This is a genomic window from Mesorhizobium sp. M0715, from assembly GCF_040320355.1.
Taxonomy (GTDB): domain Bacteria; phylum Pseudomonadota; class Alphaproteobacteria; order Rhizobiales; family Rhizobiaceae; genus Mesorhizobium.
Genome location: NZ_JAMYPL010000009.1, coordinates 104,623 through 120,695, shown reverse-complemented (window position 1 = coordinate 120,695; position 16,073 = coordinate 104,623). Strand labels below are relative to the sequence as shown.

The 16,073-nt window shown below is 61.8% G+C and carries 17 protein-coding genes; 6 read left to right on the top strand and 11 right to left on the bottom strand.

Annotation, left to right across the window (positions count from 1 at the left end; genetic code table 11):
* Positions 1-14: 14 nt before the first annotated feature.
* Together NKI21_RS13780 and NKI21_RS13775 are read right to left on the bottom strand one after the other, a co-directional pair.
* Positions 15-764: a metallophosphoesterase family protein gene (locus tag NKI21_RS13780; RefSeq protein WP_023812006.1), complete on the bottom strand. Its 750-nt coding sequence runs from the start codon at positions 762-764 to the stop codon at positions 15-17.
* On the bottom strand, positions 757-1,566 hold the full coding sequence (locus tag NKI21_RS13775; RefSeq protein WP_023812007.1) for a nucleotidyltransferase family protein: 810 nt from the start codon (positions 1,564-1,566) through the stop codon (positions 757-759). The genes NKI21_RS13780 and NKI21_RS13775 overlap by 8 nt, the downstream gene beginning before the upstream one ends.
* Positions 1,567-1,932: 366 nt before the next feature.
* On the opposite strand from NKI21_RS13775, the gene NKI21_RS13770 reads away from it, so the two are divergent.
* Complete coding sequence (locus NKI21_RS13770; RefSeq protein WP_352865955.1) at positions 1,933-2,844, top strand: agmatinase; 912 nt, start codon at positions 1,933-1,935, stop codon at positions 2,842-2,844.
* A 2-nt stretch (positions 2,845-2,846) separates the two neighbouring features.
* On the opposite strand, the gene NKI21_RS13765 is transcribed toward NKI21_RS13770, so the two are convergent.
* The 9 genes from NKI21_RS13765 to NKI21_RS13725 all read right to left on the bottom strand — a co-directional run bounded on the left by NKI21_RS13765 (position 2,847) and on the right by NKI21_RS13725 (position 10,767).
* Complete coding sequence (locus NKI21_RS13765) at positions 2,847-3,503, bottom strand: imm11 family protein (RefSeq protein ID WP_352552062.1); 657 nt, start codon at positions 3,501-3,503, stop codon at positions 2,847-2,849.
* A gap of 64 nt (positions 3,504-3,567) precedes the next feature.
* Positions 3,568-4,230 (bottom strand): glutathione S-transferase family protein, encoded by a 663-nt coding sequence (locus NKI21_RS13760; protein WP_352630641.1) that lies wholly within the window; start codon positions 4,228-4,230, stop codon positions 3,568-3,570.
* Positions 4,231-4,270: 40 nt separating this feature from the next.
* Positions 4,271-5,143 carry an aldose 1-epimerase family protein gene (locus tag NKI21_RS13755; protein ID WP_352865951.1) on the bottom strand — a complete coding sequence of 291 codons (873 nt, stop codon included), beginning with the start codon at positions 5,141-5,143 and terminating at the stop codon, positions 4,271-4,273.
* A gap of 175 nt (positions 5,144-5,318) precedes the next feature.
* Positions 5,319-6,035, bottom strand: coding sequence for a Bax inhibitor-1/YccA family protein (locus NKI21_RS13750; protein ID WP_352865945.1), 717 nt, complete (start codon positions 6,033-6,035; stop codon positions 5,319-5,321).
* A gap of 23 nt (positions 6,036-6,058) precedes the next feature.
* Complete coding sequence (locus NKI21_RS13745; protein ID WP_127294473.1) at positions 6,059-6,850, bottom strand: anti-sigma factor family protein; 792 nt, start codon at positions 6,848-6,850, stop codon at positions 6,059-6,061.
* Positions 6,847-7,362, bottom strand: a complete 516-nt coding sequence (locus tag NKI21_RS13740) for a sigma-70 family RNA polymerase sigma factor (RefSeq protein WP_236383399.1) — start codon at positions 7,360-7,362, stop codon at positions 6,847-6,849. Before NKI21_RS13740 ends, NKI21_RS13745 begins: the two co-directional genes overlap by 4 nt.
* Before the next feature lie 249 nt (positions 7,363-7,611).
* A complete protein-coding gene (locus NKI21_RS13735; protein WP_352441526.1) occupies positions 7,612-8,145 on the bottom strand; it encodes a response regulator transcription factor in 534 nt (177 codons plus the stop codon).
* Positions 8,135-9,415, bottom strand: a complete 1,281-nt coding sequence (locus tag NKI21_RS13730) for an ATP-binding protein (RefSeq protein WP_502896763.1) — start codon at positions 9,413-9,415, stop codon at positions 8,135-8,137. The genes NKI21_RS13735 and NKI21_RS13730 overlap by 11 nt, the downstream gene beginning before the upstream one ends.
* 38 nt (positions 9,416-9,453) lie before the next feature.
* Positions 9,454-10,767 (bottom strand): MFS transporter, encoded by a 1,314-nt coding sequence (locus NKI21_RS13725; RefSeq protein ID WP_023812016.1) that lies wholly within the window; start codon positions 10,765-10,767, stop codon positions 9,454-9,456.
* 166 nt (positions 10,768-10,933) lie between these two features.
* Between NKI21_RS13725 and cyoA the strand changes: the two genes are divergently transcribed.
* From cyoA to NKI21_RS13700, 5 genes are all read left to right on the top strand, one after another.
* Complete coding sequence (gene cyoA / locus NKI21_RS13720) at positions 10,934-12,103, top strand: ubiquinol oxidase subunit II (RefSeq protein ID WP_352441528.1); 1,170 nt, start codon at positions 10,934-10,936, stop codon at positions 12,101-12,103.
* A gap of 15 nt (positions 12,104-12,118) precedes the next feature.
* The gene (gene cyoB, locus NKI21_RS13715) at positions 12,119-14,131 is read left to right on the top strand and encodes a cytochrome o ubiquinol oxidase subunit I (protein WP_352865940.1); all 2,013 of its coding nucleotides are present in this window, start codon (positions 12,119-12,121) and stop codon (positions 14,129-14,131) included.
* A 5-nt stretch (positions 14,132-14,136) separates the two neighbouring features.
* The gene (gene cyoC / locus NKI21_RS13710; RefSeq protein ID WP_023812019.1) at positions 14,137-14,763 is read left to right on the top strand and encodes a cytochrome o ubiquinol oxidase subunit III; all 627 of its coding nucleotides are present in this window, start codon (positions 14,137-14,139) and stop codon (positions 14,761-14,763) included.
* A complete protein-coding gene (gene cyoD, locus NKI21_RS13705; RefSeq protein WP_128304458.1) occupies positions 14,760-15,140 on the top strand; it encodes a cytochrome o ubiquinol oxidase subunit IV in 381 nt (126 codons plus the stop codon). Before cyoC ends, cyoD begins: the two co-directional genes overlap by 4 nt.
* A gap of 96 nt (positions 15,141-15,236) precedes the next feature.
* Positions 15,237-15,944 carry an SURF1 family protein gene (locus tag NKI21_RS13700; RefSeq protein WP_031213493.1) on the top strand — a complete coding sequence of 236 codons (708 nt, stop codon included), beginning with the start codon at positions 15,237-15,239 and terminating at the stop codon, positions 15,942-15,944.
* The last annotated feature ends 129 nt before the right edge of the window (positions 15,945-16,073 follow it).

Genomic DNA, 16,073 nt, shown 5'->3' with positions numbered 1-16,073 from the left:
GCATGCCGCTGGCGTCAGATTTCGAGCAAGGCGTAGGGGCGGCCGCTTGGCTTGGTCACATGCATGGCGACGTTGTAGACCTTGGCTCCGCCAGGCGTTTGACCTTCGTAAGAACCGCGATGTGCATGACCGTGCACGACAGCACTAACCTGGAATCGATCGATCGTCTCCGCCAGGCGTGAAGAGCCCAAAAATGGAAATATCTCCGGCGGTTCTCCCGCGACTGTGTCGGCAATCGGCGCATAGTGGAGGATCACCAGCGTGCGCTTCGCCCGCACCTGGCGCATCGCGTTTTCAAGTCGCATTGCCTCGTTCACGCTTTCGGCGACCATCGTTTTGATGGCCGGTTCACCGAATGAGCCGAGCATGCGTGACCCGAAGCCGCCTATGAATCCCTTCACGCCGACAAAACCCACCTCTTCGATTTCGACTGCCTGCCCGTCGAGGAGATGAACATGCGCCTGGCGCAGGATGTTCGTGACGTCTTCCACCGCACCAGACTCGTAGTCATGATTGCCGAGCACCGCCACGACCGGGATCGAGCAGTTGCGCAGATCCTCGGCCAGCATCTCCGCTTCACGAGGCTTGCCGAGATTGGTCAGATCTCCCGTGAGAACGAGAATGTCCGCTTCGCTCGAAATCTCGCCGAAGAGGTTTCGATACGAGGTTTGCGCATCTTCCCGCACATGGAGATCCCCGACCGCGGCAACTTTGAGCGCGCGTGCGCCGTCCTTGGGCCCGCTGCTCTTGACGGGATCAGCCATCACGGAATTCTCCCACACCACCGACGCCGGCGAAGCCCCATTCCTTGACGTCGATTTCGTAATCGGTTTGCGAAAGCAGCCGCCCACGGCAGATCTTCATCCTTGGAGACGGCAACTGCCGTTGCTTGGCGAGGCGGTCGAGCAATTCATCGAGCAGCCACGCCGGGATATGATCGCGCTCGCTCGGATAGATCCATCTGAAATTGATAAGCTGCATCAACAGAACCTCCCAATGAACCTCCAGATAAGAAAGCAGCCGGTGCCAATCGATCTGATCGCCCGCCTTGAGAATCGTATGAGCGATATCGGCGCCATCGTGTCGCCCTCTGTCCTGGATAAAGCATTTGGACCAGATGAGTTCGGTCGGGCCGATGATCCGCACCCTGCTGCCCAACAGCTCTGTTTGGCGGGCGTGTTCCAGCCACAGGTCGCCAACAGGCACCGTGCCGTTGGCCGAGCCGAATATGACGTCGAAGAAATGCGTGCCCTTGAACACCTTGCCGAGCCACCGGTCATCCTCGATTTCGACGGCATATCCAAGCTGCTTGAAATGGGCGAGGATCCGCGCGTAATCGCCTGCCTTGCAGAAAATATCGAGGTCCTTGGTCTGGCGGGTGACACCCGTATAAGCGCTTACCGCGTAAGTCCCGGCGACCAGAAAGGGTATGTCGGTGGCGGTAAGCTCGCGGATTGCTTCCGTGTAAAATACCTCCGCCTCGGCATTTTTGAGCGTCGGCGCCGCTTTTGCATCGATCTTGGGAAGCGAGACCAGAACGTTTTCAGGCAATGGACCATTGGTCATGAAACGATGACTCCGAATCCGGCAACCGGTAGTCGCCCGCTGTGGTAACAACGTGAACCTCGCCTGGTTCCGCTACCAGGCGACCAGCCAAGGTTCATTCTCGTCACGCACTGGAAATTTCGGGATCGCGCCTGCCGATCCAAACCGCCAACGTCCTCGTCGGCAGCGCAATGTCGCCTCGAGATCGGCCCATGCCACCGCCAATGTCCCATTGGCCCAAATTTGAAACACCAGGTGGGTGATCGATCTCGATTGTTTTAGAGTTTATTGGGCTTACCCAATCGGCCCACAAAGCTGAAGCCGAGGCGCTTGACTTAGACGCAACCGATTGGCGTGCGCTAAGCCATCATCAGGATCCATCAAGCCATGACACCCTCGCCTCCCTTTCTCGGCTTTCCCGATCGCCTGACAGATGGCCACATGCCCCGCGCAGTGATCTTCGGAGCCGGTCACGGCAGCACTTATCCCGGCAAGGACAGCCGCGGCCATGCCTTGGCGGCGGATGCCATCCGAACTGCGAGCCAGGACGATGCCGCGCTCGTCGAGCACTGGAATTTCGATCTCGGCGGCCCGCTGTTCGACGGCAAGCCGGCCTCTTGCATCGACGTCGGCGATATCTTGACCACCATGCATGACAATGCCGGCAACAGGGTCAGGATTGAGGCAAAAACGCGCGAAATCCTGGTATTGCCGGCCGTGCCGATCCTGATCGGCGGCGACTGTTCCATGACCATTCCCTTCCTCTCCGGCTTTGCGGAGCACGGGCCGGTCTGGGTCCTGCAGATCGACGCCCATATCGACTGGCGCGACGAGGTGCATGGCGAACGCTACGGCTATTCGAGCCCGATGCGCAGGGCGAGCGAGATGCCGCATGTCGCAGGCATGGTGCAAGTCGGCCTGCGCAGCGTTGGCAGCGCACGCATCACCGAGATCGAAGCGGCACGGCGCTATGGCAGTCGCTTCGTGACCGCCCGCGAGGTTCACGCTCAGGGCGTCGAAGCCGCGCTCCGGCATATTCCGGAAGGCGCGCGGGTTGTCGTCACCCTCGACTGCGACAGCCTTGATCCAAGCATCATGCCGGGCGTGGCGGCGCGTACACCCGGCGGCCTCACCTACATGGAGGTGATCGACCTGATCGCCGGCCTCGGCAGACGGGCCCGGATCGCAGGGTTCGACCTTGTCGAGTTCTATCCTCCGGCTGACATTGACGACCTGTCAGCGCTGACCGCCGCGCGCCTTCTCGTCAATGTGGTCGGCACCGTCGTCCGGCAGGTTTGACGTCAAAATCCTGCTCTCCGCCGCAGACCTGCCCAAAAGCGCGTGAGCGAGCTTGCGGTTGAAATGCCCTTTTCCACACCTGGGTATTCGATCCTGCCTTGTCCGACCGGCTCGTCGCTCCAGACCAAGTTGAAAGCAATGCCCTTGAGCCCAAGCTCCCCGATCCGGCGTACGATCGTCTCCTGCAGATAGATATCGGATATTCGCACCCCGTCCGCACGCTCGGGCAGCTTGAATATCTCGGTACCGCCGATTGCGTCCGCTCGAAGGACGAGGCTTTCGATCACCATTATGCCGCCATCGTCAAAGCGAACGATCTTTGAACGTTCCTCGTCCAGCGCATCGATCACGGTGGTGACATTGCAGAGCGATATTGGCTCGTCAGCACGAAGCGGCAGGAATTCACCGTACGGTTCGAGGGTTGGCCGAAGCAACTTCAACGCCCTCGCCCGCAGGATGAGCACATGCTCGCCAAGCCATGGAAAATCTGAATATTGCCGGAACGTACCGTCGTCGTGTTCGCGCAGGATCTCCATCCCGGGCGGATGCCATTGTGTCTGCTTCCGGCCGCAGAGCGTCGAAAACAGCTGGTAGTCGTCCGCCTGTCGAGGAAGGACCCATTCCTGTCCTTCGACCACACTCAGGACATAGATATTCATCCGATCCCCCGCACATCATTGCCTTGGTAGACTCGGCCTGCTGCGCGGCTCTTCGCGCGCGTTCTCACCGCTGGTCCGCGACAGCCGTTTGCGGCACCGGCGGCAATTCGGGTGCATCCATCCCCTTGAAAGGGTCACGCCAGGCGCCGATGTCTTCAAGCCGACGGTACCAGCGGCTGACAGAGGAATAATCGTCGAGCGGCAATCTGGCGGCATCGTTGAACGGCAGAAAGGTCGCCATTCGAAAATCGGCATAGGAAACCGAATTCCCGACCAGCCACTGCCGCTCGGCAAGCACGGCGTCGAGTATTGCCGCGGCCGTATGGAATTGGTTTAGGCCCTCCTCCACCCGCTTCTGATCGATCGGGCCGATGCCGTACCGCTGTTTGGTCCCACGTTCGAAATGCACCGTGTCGCACGCGAGTGCGAAGTGCTCCTTGCCCCAGCTCAGCCAGCGGATCATCTCGGGTTCGTCATCGCCGGTGCGCCAGAAATCCGAATGCGCGTCGCGCGAGAGCCTGCAGGCTATGGCGTCTGCCTCCCAGAGGCTCTTTCCCTCATCATCCACAAGGATGGGCAGTGAGAGATTGGGATTTAACGGCCGATATTTCTCCGCCTGCCCCGGAGCGAAGGGCGAGGCGAATTCAAATTCGACTTTCGCGTCGAGATGGAGTGCCGCCGCGACCGCCAATCGAGGATTGGGATTGCGGCTGAAATGCAGCTTCATAGGGCACTCCCGGCGTGACTGGATCTGCCGATCAGGAACGTCATAGCAGCCGTATCTGATAGCTCATCACGCGCTTTGCCCCCGGCGCGACCAGCATCAGGCCTGGTTTGTCGACAAAATCACCATCGAAATCCACCGGGCTTGCAAGGCCGTGCCAAGGTTCGATGCAAAGGAATGGCGCGCCGCCCGGCTTTGACCAGACGCCCAACTCCCGAACCCCTTGCCAGGACATCTCCAGAGCCGGGCCACGCTCGGCGGCATAACGCACGCTGGTGCTGGCGATCTGGTCCATAATCACGGCGTCCTCGTCAAACAGCCGTTCGGAGAGCGGGAGTATGTTGCCTTCGACAGGCGTCGGCTGTGGCGTTTTCAGCAGCAGTCCGTCCTTAAGGCGGCGGATCGGCGCCGGCTCATCACCGGCAAAGATCAGCCGGTAATCCGTCTTGGCCAAATCCGGCTGCAAGGGCCAATTGAATGCCGGGTGCGCCCCGATCGATGCCGGCAGGAGCTCATCACCGGTGTTGGAGATGTCGAAAGTCACATCAAGCTGCTGGCGGACCAGCGTATAGGTCACTTCAAGCCGAAAGGCGAATGGATAGCGCGCCCAGGTGTCGGCGTCGTCAGTGAGCACCAGCGTGCAGGATCGCGGCCCCTTCCGCCCCCAGGCAAACGGCTTGTCGCGCGCAAACCCGTGCTGCGTCATTGAATAGGTCCGGCCGCGATGGCGCAGATGATCGCCCGCCAGCCGCCCTACGATCGGGAACAGCACCGGCGAGTGCCGCCGCCATTCCGGCCCCGCCTGCCACAGGAACTCAAATCCGTGCGCGTCTTGCAGCGAAATCAGTTCGGCGCCCTGCGCGACAATGGTCGCCGAGATGCCGTCGCCATGAAGCCTTTGGCTGTCCTGTGCCACATTTCCTCGCGGGTCGTTGTTGAAGGCCGGCGCGGTGGGCAGACTAGCAAAAGCTCTTGGGGACTCAAGGTGTAGCCTGGTTCTGCAGGAACGAATTGTGGCCGGAGGATCTCCCTCCGGCCACCTCTCCGCATCAAGAGCAAAAACCCTCGCTCTTGCCCACAGCGGATAGTTGTTATTCGCGTTCGCCGGTAAAATTCAGCAGCAGCTGGAAGATGTTGATGAAATTCAGATAGAGCGAGAAGGCGCCGAAGACGGCAAGTTTCTGGCGCGATTCCGCGTCGAAATTCTCGGCATACTGTTCTTTGATCGTCTGCGTATCCCAGGCGGTCAGGCCGATGAACACGGCGATGCCTATCACCGAGATGGCGAACTGCAGCGCGGTCGAGCCGAGGAAGATGTTGACGATGCTGGCGATCACCACGCCGATCAGGCCCATGATCAGGAACGACGAGAACTGGGTCAGGTCGCGCTTTGTCGTGTAGCCGTAGAGACTGGTGGCGCCGAACATGGTGGCGGCGATGAAGAAGGTGCGCGCGATGCTGGTTCCGGTGAAGACCAGGAACACGGAGGCGAGCGACAGGCCCATCACCGCGCAGAAGGCCCAGAACATCGCCTGGGCACTCGCCGCCGACATGGTCTGCATTTTGAACGAGAACAACATGACGAAGGCGAGCGGTGCCAGCATCACCACCCATTTCAGCGGGCTGGAGAAGATCGGCACGTAGAGCGCCGGCGTCGATGAGATCATGAAGGCGACGAGGCCGGTGACCACAAGGCCGACGCCCATGTAGTTGTAGACGCGCAGCATATGCTGGCGCAGGCCCTCGTCGAAGATGGCTCCGGTTTGGGCGCCGGCGCCGGCGCGATATCCCAGATTGGGGGTGTTCATTTGCGTTCTCCTTTGTGGATCGATCAGTAAAGCGTCTTGGCAAGCGTCTCGGCGGCGCGGTCGAGGTCGTGAACCTCGCTTCGTCCGACCACCGCATAGGCGACATCGCCGATCTGGAAATAGGCCGACGAAATGTCGCCCGAGGGCGCTATCGTCGGCTTGACGACGTCGAAGGTTCCGGGCCGGATCGCAAACAGCGACACCAGCCCCATGTCTTTCGTCTCGACCGCCATCTCGACGCTCGGCCCAAAGCGCGACGGATAGATCTGCACGTCGCGCACCCTCCAATCCGTCGGCAGCGACGGCATGACGATGGCAGTGGCGGCGCGGATTTCGCCGGCGTTGTAATTGGGCGCTTCCGGCTGCGAGGGCATGCTCTCGCGCACCAGCGTCGTCCTGTGGGCCTGCACCGCCTCGTCGACATAGGCGGGCGGCTGCGGCGAGGCGACGACCTTGGTCACCGACATCGGCCCGATGATGCCGTTTGCCAGCCAGCCGGCGGCGACGAAGCCGGCGACCGCCGCCGCGCGCTGCAACACGCCGAAGAGCCGGCCGCGGGCAAGCCCCCTCTCCAGCCGCCGCGCGGCATCGGCGGTCGCGGGCCGCGCCATGCCCTTGGAGCCGGCCAAACCTGCGGAACCGGCAAGCGCCACGCGCAGTTCATCGCGGGTCCTGAGATCCGACATCACGCGCGCCGCCGCCTCCGGGCGAGCGGACAAGAATGCTTCGACCTCGATGCGGCGGGTGACGTCGACCTGATCGTCGACATAGGCGTCGAGGTCGATATCGGTCACGGGATCGACAGTTGCGGTCATGACGGGCCTCCAACGATCCTGAGATGGTTTTTTGCCTTCGCCGGCTCCTCCATCTCGCGCAGTGCGGCGCGCGCCCTGCCGATGCGCGACATCAGCGTGCCGAGCGGCACGCCGCTGGCATCGGCGGCCTGTTGATAGGAGAGGCCTTCGATGGCGACGAGGTGCAGCGCTGAACGCTGTTCTTCCGGCAGGCTGAAAAAAGCCTCGCGCACCTGCGCCAGGCGCACCGAATGTTCCTGTGGTGCCGGCGTGCTGCCGTCGGCTAGGTATCCAGCCTGTTCGACGCGCGACGCTTCGGACTTGCGGGACCGCATCTTGTCGATGAAGGTGTTGTGGACGATCGACAGCAGCCACGCGCGCAGGTTTCCGCCGGAGCGGAACGTGCTGCGCCGCTCATAGGCACGCACCAGCGCGTCATGGACAAGATCCTCGGCGTCGGTGCTGTCCCGCGTCAGCGAGCGCGCATAGCGACGCAGCGAACCGAGTTGTCCTATGATGTCAAAGCGTGGCATCGACGGTTTCATGTCCTGTTTACGGAGCATGTGGGGATTTTAATCCCTGCCCTGCCAATTTTTTCCCTTTGAGGACATCGTTCGCCTCTACCCTGCGCCTTCCAGCATCGAGCGGCTATCCCTGGAACCGCATGAAGCCGAGAAATACAAGCTCCCGGAATCGTTGTGCGGGTGATTTCCATCGGTGCATCGACGGCAGGAATGGCGGCAGTGGGCCCAATGTGGCGACTGGAATGCAGTAGATCGTGCCTACTTCACACGCCTCTTCTCCAGCTTCCTCGCCAGCGTCCGGCGGTGCATGCCCAACCGTCGTGCTGTCTCGGAAATGTTGAAGTCGGCCTCCACCAGCATTTCGTGGATGCGCTCCCATTCGAGGTTCTTTATCGAGGTTGGTCGCTCGGCGAGCGGCACCGAAGCATTGCCCTCGACCTGGCCGAAAGCGGCTTCAATGTCGTCGGTGTTGGCGGGCTTGGCAAGATACTGGCAGGCGCCGAGCTTGATCGCCTCGACAGCGGTGGCGATGCTTGCAAAGCCGGTCAACACGACGATCCGCATATCAGGACCATGCTCGTGCAGCGCCCTGACGCATTCCAGGCCCGAGCCGCTGGCAAGCTTGAGATCGACGACGGCATATTGGAAGGCAACGGTGCCGATCAGCGCATGCACGCCGTCGACGCTCCGGCAGCTATGCGTTTCGTAGTCACGCCGTTCGAAAGACCGGCGCAGTGCGTTGGCAAAGGCGATGTCGTCCTCGACGATCAACAGCGTGCGTTTAGTCGGCATTGTGCCCTCGTGGAGACAGAGCAGCCAGCGGCAGATGCAACGTAACCGAAGCTCCCCCCTCGGTTCTATTTCTTACGGTGACGGTACCCCCCAGCTTGCGGATGACATTGACGACCAGAAACAGGCCGAGCCCGCTACCTGGCCGGTTCTTGGTCGACGTATAGGGCTTGCCGAATTCAGCAAGCATGGCTTCTTCAAATCCCGGTCCCGCGTCGACAACTTCGACGATAAGATCGTCCGCGTGGCGGCTGACGATCAACCCGACCCATAGAGGCGACGCTTCAAGTGCGTTGTCCAGTACATTGAACATCACCTGTTTGAGCGCAGGATCGGAGACGATCTCCTGGTTGGCGCCGAAACGCTTGGTGTATTCGAAGCCTTGCGGCAGCCGGGTCGACTTCCATTCGGCCACCAGCTCCGCCAGGAAGGCGTCGACGGAGGTGCGAACCGTGCCTTCGCCGCGCAATTCGCCCGACGACATCAAGATACCCGAAACGATCTTCTTGCAACGGTCCAACTGGCCCTGCATCTCCCGGATTTCCTGCGCTAGATTCGGATCGGCCTCGAGAGCCGGCATGCGCTGCCAGTCGTTGAGGATGACGGAAAGCGTGGCCAGCGGCGTGCCGAGCTCATGCGCGGCACCGGAGGCGAGCAGGCCCATCCTGACGATGTGAGCCTCCTCCGCCGACTGCTGGCGCAAATCCGCAAGATGGGCGTCGCGGGTGCGGATGTTGTTCTGGACCCTGGTGATGAACAGCACCAGAAGCGTTGCCGCCAGGACGAAACAGATGAACATGCCCTGGATGTGCAGGCCGAACAGCCCGGCACCGTGTGCAGCGGGCAGGCCGATCTCACGGTAGAAGGTGGTCAGCGCGATGAAGCACGTGCTTGCAATGAGGACCAGCGCCCAGACTGACCATGTCTCCAGCAGCACCGCGCCCAGGATGACCTGGAGCAGGTAAAGCGAAATGAAGGGATTGGATGCGCCGCCGCTCAGGTAAAGCTGGACCGTCAACGCGGTGACGTCGAGCAGCAGTCCAAGAAACAGCTCGGTGTTGGTGATAGCGTCCTGGCTGCTGTGCCGGCGCAGGCTGGCGACATTGAGAGCGATCAGCAGCAGGATCACCACCGCCATCGGCACCAGCGGCAGGCCGATGCCAAGCGCGTAGCGGACGAACAGGATCGTCACGATCTGACCACCGACCGCGATCCAGCGCAGTTGGATCAGAAGCAGGAAATTCTGTTTGTTGGTCTTGTCGTGCAGAGTCATTGGGCCGGGAGGTCCCCAGCCCTGGCCAAGCAGGTCACTCAAGCGGGCGTCCGATCCAGGCGCTGGTTGAGCCTCAGCGCCAGCAACGTGCACAGCGCTCCCGACAACAGATAGGCGCCTGACGAGATCAGCCCGAAATGGGCGGACAGGAACAGGGCGACTATGGGGGCGAAGCCGGCGCCGAACAGCCAGGCGAGGTCCGAGGTCAGCGCAGCACCTGTATAGCGGTAGGTCTTTGAAAAGTTCGAGGCGAGTGCTCCTGAAGACTGGCCGAACGACAGGCCGAGCAGGACGAAGCCCAATACCATGAAGACGGACTCTCCGACGAAGCCGCCATCGAGCAGCTGTGGCGCGAAACCGCTGAAAACGGCGATGGCCACCGCCGAGCCTCCTAGCAAGGGCCAGCGCCCAACCCGGTCGGCGACGAAGCCCGAGATCGCGATTGCCGCCAGGCCGAAGAAGGCTCCGATCGTCTCGATGACCAGGAACCGGGCCGGTCCCTCGCGCGTGAACAGGAAAATCCAGGACAGAGGAAACACCGTCACCATGTGGAACAGGGCGAAGCTCGCCAGCGGCGCGAAGGCGCCGAGCACGACAGTGCGCCCTTCGGCGCGCAACGTCTCGCGGACGGAAGTCGGCTCCAGTTCCTGGCCTTCGAACAGTTTGGTGTATTCCGGCGTCACCACGATGCGCAGCCGTGCGAACAGGGCGACGACATTGATAGCGAAGGCGACGAAGAACGGGTAGCGCCAACCCCAGCTGAAGAAGTCTTCGGCCGACAGGTTGCCGACGAAATATGCAAACAGGGCGCTGGCAACGATGAGCCCGAGTGGTGCGCCCAGCTGCGGGATCATCGCATACCAGCCGCGGCGCTTTTCGGGCGCATTCAACGCCAGCAGCGAGGCAAGTCCATCCCATGTCCCGCCCAGCGCCAGTCCCTGACCGATCCGGAACATGGCCAGCAGCCAGGCCGAAGCCGGGCCGATCTGGTCGTAACCGGGCACGAAGGCGATCGACACGGTCGAGGTCCCCAGCAGGAACAGTGCGATGGTGAGCTTGGCGCTGCGGCCGTAGGCGCGGTCGAGCGCGGTGAAGATCGCCGTCCCGATCGGCCGCGCGATGAAGGCAAGCGCGAAGATGGCGAAGGAGTAGAGCGTGCCGGTCAACGGGTCGGCATAAGGAAATACGAGCTTCGGAAAAACGATGACGGAAGCGATCGCGTAGACGAAGAAGTCGAAGAATTCCGACGTCCTGCCGATGATGACGCCAACGGCGATTTCGCCGGGCTTCACCTCATGATGGCGCGCGTTTATCCGTCTTGCGTCGGCTTCGATCTTCGAAGTTGGGCTCACAGCATTCTCCGTCGCCCCGCCGCGGTCTCATACGATCGCTTGCCATGTGCGCGGGCCAGGTGCTTTGATGACGCCTGCCGCGTCATTGCGGCATTGGACAAATTGTCCAATGCCTTCATTGCCGCGGTACGGCTAGCACTGGGGGGAACAACCGACAGGTCAAACATTGAGCCGTCTCCGTACCCTTTTCCTGCTGCCCCTGCTGGCATCGCTCGGCTCCTGCAGCATGGTCGTCATGAACCCTGCCGGCGACGTTGCCGCGCAGCAGCGCGACCTGCTGATGGTGTCCACGGCACTGATGCTGATCGTCATCATACCGGTGATGGCTCTCACCATATTCTTTGCCTGGCGATACCGCCAGTCCAACCGCGAGGCGCGCTACGAGCCGGATTGGGACCACTCGACCCACCTCGAACTCGTCATTTGGGCTGTGCCGCTTCTGATCATCATCTGCCTGGGCGCAGTGACCTGGATGGGCACTCATCTGCTCGACCCCTATCGTCCGATCGGACGTGTAGCGGCCGGCAAGCCGCTGCCGCCGGACGTGCGCCCGCTTGAGGTCGAAGTCGTCGCGCTCGACTGGAAATGGCTGTTCATCTATCCGGAGTACGGCGTCGCCATGGTCAACGAACTGGCTGCGCCGGTCGACCGGCCGATCAGCTTTCGCATCACCTCCGCATCGGTGATGAACTCCTTCTACATTCCAGCACTGGCCGGCCAGATCTATGCGATGCCGGGTATGGAAACCAGGCTGCACGCCGTCATAAACAAGTCCGGCGACTATGAAGGGTTCTCCGCCAACTACAGCGGCGCCGGCTTCTCGGGAATGCGCTTCGCGTTCCACGGCCTAGACGATGCCGGTTTCCAGGCATGGATCGCGAAGGCAAAGGACGGCGGCGGCAAGCTCGACCGAAACGGCTATCTGGAGCTCGAACAGCCCAGCGAGAACCAACCCGTGCGCCACTATGCGGCGGTGGATGCCGATCTCTACAAGGCGATCCTCAACATGTGCGTCGAGCCCGGCAAGATGTGCATGAGCGAGATGTCGCAGATCGATGCCAAGGGCGGGCTGGGAATGGCCGGCATCCGCAACACCCTGCCGCTGCTGTATGACAAGTTCGCCCGGCGCGGCACGATATTCGGCCCTGCCCCATTCTATGTCGCCAGCATATGCACGACCGAAGAAGCACTGGCCGCTTCGAAGGCTGATCAATCCGCCACGCCGATGACCTCGACGCCGATAGTCGGCGCTGGTCTGCAACGGCCACCGCCCCTGTCGATCCGACTGCCGTCACCTTCCGCAACCGGCACGCTTCGGTCGCCCTTCAACTCCTGAGGCGCCACGCAAGACATGTTCGACAATCCTGCTCTTCTCAAGGCGATCTTCGGCCGGCTCACGCTCGAGTCGCTGCCGCTGCACGAACCCATCGTGGTCGCGACCTTCGTAGTCGTCGCGCTGGGCGGCATCGCCCTCGTCGGCGCGCTGACCTATTTCAAGCTCTGGGGCTATCTGTGGCGCGAATGGTTCACCAGCGTCGACCACAAGCGCATCGGTGTGATGTACATGGTGCTCGGAATCGTCATGCTGCTGCGCGGCTTCAGCGACGCCATCATGATGCGGCTCCAGCAGGCGATGGCCTTCGGCGGTTCGGAAGGCTACCTCAATTCGCATCACTACGACCAGATCTTCACCGCGCACGGCGTGATCATGATCTTCTTCGTGGCGATGCCGCTGGTGACGGGCCTGATGAATTTCGTCGTCCCGCTGCAGATCGGCGCGCGCGACGTGTCGTTTCCGTTCCTCAACAATTTCAGCTTCTGGATGACGGTCGGCGGCGCGGTCATCGTCATGATGTCGCTGTTCGTCGGCGAATTTGCCCGCACCGGCTGGCTTGCCTATCCGCCGCTGTCGGGTATCGGCTACAGTCCCGATGTCGGTGTCGATTATTATATCTGGGCCCTGCAAGTGGCGGGCGTCGGCACGCTGCTGTCGGGCGTGAACCTGGTCTGCACCATCGTCAAGATGCGCGCGCCAGGCATGACCATGATGAGAATGCCGATCTTCACCTGGACCGCGCTCTGCACCAATGTGCTCATCGTCGCCGCCTTCCCGGTGCTGACGGCGGTGCTGGCCCTGCTGGCTCTCGACCGCTATGTCGGCACCAACTTCTTCACGAACGACTTCGGCGGCAATCCGATGATGTACGTGAACCTGATCTGGATCTGGGGCCACCCCGAGGTCTACATCCTGATCCTGCCGGCCTTCGGCATATTCTCCGAAGTGACCTCGGCCTTCTGCCGCAAGCGGCTCTTCGGCTACACATCGATGGTCTACGCAACCATCGTCATCACCATCCTGTCCTACCTGGTCTGGCTGCATCACTTCTTCACCATGGGATCGGGAGCGAGCGTCAACTCGTTCTTCGGCATCACAACGATGATCATTTCGATCCCGACAGGCGCCAAGATATTCAACTGGCTGTTCACCATGTACCGCGGCCGCATCCGCTTCGAACTGCCGATGATGTGGACCGTCGCCTTCATGCTGACCTTCGTGGTCGGCGGCATGACCGGCGTGCTGCTCGCGGTTCCGCCGGCCGACTTCGTGCTCCACAACAGCCTGTTCCTGGTCGCGCATTTCCACAACGTCATTATCGGCGGCGTGCTGTTCGGCCTGTTTGCCGGCATCAGCTACTGGTTCCCCAAGGCATTCGGCTTCCGGCTCGATCCGTTCTGGGGGAAGATGTCCTTCTGGTTCTGGGTGGTAGGCTTCTGGTTCGCCTTCATGCCGCTCTACATCCTTGGCCTGATGGGCGTTACGCGCCGGCTGCGCACCTTTGAGGATCCCTCGCTGCAGATCTGGTTCATCATCGCCGCCTTCGGCGCCTTCCTGATCCTGCTTGGCATCCTGTCCTTCCTCATCCAGATATTCGTCAGCGTGCGCCGGCGCGAGCAGCTTCGCGACGATACCGGCGATCCGTGGGACGGGCGTACGCTCGAATGGGCGACGTCCTCGCCGCCGCCGGCCTACAATTTCGCCTTCACGCCGGTCGTCCACGATCTCGACGCCTGGACGGACATGAAGAATCGCGGCTACCAGCGTCCGTTGACGGGCTTCCGCGACATCCACATGCCGCGCAACACCGGAGCCGGCGTCGTCCTGGCCGGGTTGAGCGTGGTGCTTGCCATGGCGCTCATCTGGTACATTTGGTGGCTGGCGATCGTCAGCTTCGTCGCCCTGATCGGCTACGCCATCGCGCATACTTTCAACTGCGACCGGGACTTCCACATTCCGTCCAGTGACGTCACCCGCGTCGAGGACGAGCGGACACGCCTGCTCGCAGCCACCAGCCAGGCGGGATAAGCACCATGGCACACGCCGACACGGTGATCGACGACACGGTCTTCCACCTGGAAGACGACCACGGCCATGCCGAGAGCGGCAGCAGCACCATGCTCGGCTTCTGGATCTATCTGATGAGCGACTGCCTCATCTTCGCGATGCTGTTCGCGGTCTACGGCGTGCTCGGTGGCAATTACGCGGCCGGACCCGCGCCGAAGGACCTGTTCGATCTTCCGCTGGTCGCGCTGAACACCACCATGCTGCTCCTGTCCTCCATCACTTACGGCTTCGCGATGCTGGAGATGGCGAAGGGACGGGTGAAACCCATGCAGGTGTGGCTGGTGATCACTGGCCTGTTCGGTCTCGCCTTTCTCAGCATCGAACTCTACGAATTCGCCCATTTCATCCACGAGGGGGCGACGCCGCAGCGCAGCGGCTTCCTGTCGTCGTTCTTCACGCTGGTCGGAACGCACGGCCTGCACGTCACCTTCGGCCTGATCTGGCTGGTGGTGCTGATGGTGCAGGTCTCCAGGCACGGGCTGATCGCCGCGAACCAGCGGCGCCTGATGTGCCTGAGCATGTTCTGGCACTTCCTCGACGTCATCTGGATCGGCGTCTTCACTTTCGTTTATCTGATGGGAATGTTGCGATGAGCGCCGGCCACCACACAGACACCAGCGACCAGAGCCACGCGCATCACGGCGTCGATCACGGCTCGCTGCGCGGCTATCTGACAGGCTTCGGCCTGTCGGTCGTGCTGACCGCCATTCCCTTCTGGCTGGTCATGACCAACGCGCTCGGCAATCAGATGGCGTCGGCGATTGCCATCATGGCCTTCGCCGTCGTGCAAATCATCGTCCACATGGTGTTCTTTCTGCATATGAACACCAGGTCGGAGAACGGCTGGACCATGATGGCCCTGATCTTCACCCTCATCCTGGTGGTGATCGCGCTGACGGGCTCACTCTGGGTCATGTACCATCTGAACGTCAACATGATGCCCGGCCATGACATGAGTCAGATACCCTGAGAGAGGGACCTGGCTTTGGACGAACAGGCACGGACGACACCGCATTCGAATACAGGCGACGGCCAAAGGGTTACGCGTTCACCATGGACGCTGTTGGTGCTTTGCCTTTGCGGGGCCATCGGCATCACCGGCCTTTCGGCGCTTGGTGTCTGGCAGCTGGAGCGCCGCGTCTGGAAACTCGACCTGATCGAGCGTGTCGACCAGCGTCTCAAGGCAGTACCTGTGGCCGCCCCGGCGCCTTCGGCCTGGCCAGCGATCAACGCCAGGGATGACGAGTATCGCCGCCTCGTCGTTCCAGGCCGGTTTCTCGGTGATCGCGAGACCCTGGTCCAGGCGGTCACCGATCTCGGCGGTGGCTTCTGGGTAATGGCGCCGTTCCGAGCGGATGATGGCTTCACGATTCTGGTGAACAGGGGCTTCGTGCCGACGGACAAGCGCGATCCGGCAACCCGCCTCGCAGGCAAGCCCTCGGGCGATCACACCGGAATTCACGGCCTGCTGCGCATCAGCGAACCGAAAGGCGGCTTCCTGCGTACCAACGATCCGGCCGCCAACCGCTGGTATTCGCGCGATGTGCAGGCGATCGCCACGACGCAAGGCCTCGGGCAGGTCGCTCCTTATTTCATCGATGCCGATGCCACGCCCAATCCGGGAGGGTGGCCGGTCGGCGGCTTGACGGTGGTTTCGTTCCACAACAACCATCTGGCCTATGCCCTGACATGGTTCGGGCTGGCCTTGATGGTGCTGAGCGCGGTCGCCTATCTGTTGCGGCAGGCTGTGAAAGACAGGCACGGTGGGGGCTGACCACTGGCCGTGGCAAAGCCGAAATTTGCGCACAGAAGCGCTCATGCCGACGCGGACGATGGCGTGGTGGCGCTGTTAATGCCGGCTGGTCATTTTCCCACGCGCATCAATGGGTTCCGCATCAAACCC

Coding starts and splice junctions, on each gene's coding strand:
- NKI21_RS13780 (WP_023812006.1), bottom strand. CDS start 764: ATGGCTGATCCCGTCAAGAGCAGCGGGCCCAAGGACGGCGCACGCGCG.
- NKI21_RS13775 (WP_023812007.1), bottom strand. CDS start 1,566: ATGACCAATGGTCCATTGCCTGAAAACGTTCTGGTCTCGCTTCCCAAG.
- NKI21_RS13770 (WP_352865955.1), top strand. CDS start 1,933: ATGACACCCTCGCCTCCCTTTCTCGGCTTTCCCGATCGCCTGACAGAT.
- NKI21_RS13765 (WP_352552062.1), bottom strand. CDS start 3,503: ATGAATATCTATGTCCTGAGTGTGGTCGAAGGACAGGAATGGGTCCTT.
- NKI21_RS13760 (WP_352630641.1), bottom strand. CDS start 4,230: ATGAAGCTGCATTTCAGCCGCAATCCCAATCCTCGATTGGCGGTCGCG.
- NKI21_RS13750 (WP_352865945.1), bottom strand. CDS start 6,035: ATGAACACCCCCAATCTGGGATATCGCGCCGGCGCCGGCGCCCAAACC.
- NKI21_RS13745 (WP_127294473.1), bottom strand. CDS start 6,850: ATGACCGCAACTGTCGATCCCGTGACCGATATCGACCTCGACGCCTAT.
- NKI21_RS13740 (WP_236383399.1), bottom strand. CDS start 7,362: ATGCCACGCTTTGACATCATAGGACAACTCGGTTCGCTGCGTCGCTAT.
- NKI21_RS13735 (WP_352441526.1), bottom strand. CDS start 8,145: ATGCCGACTAAACGCACGCTGTTGATCGTCGAGGACGACATCGCCTTT.
- NKI21_RS13730 (WP_502896763.1), bottom strand. CDS start 9,415: ATGACTCTGCACGACAAGACCAACAAACAGAATTTCCTGCTTCTGATC.
- cyoB (WP_352865940.1), top strand. CDS start 12,119: ATGTTCGACAATCCTGCTCTTCTCAAGGCGATCTTCGGCCGGCTCACG.
- cyoC (WP_023812019.1), top strand. CDS start 14,137: ATGGCACACGCCGACACGGTGATCGACGACACGGTCTTCCACCTGGAA.
- cyoD (WP_128304458.1), top strand. CDS start 14,760: ATGAGCGCCGGCCACCACACAGACACCAGCGACCAGAGCCACGCGCAT.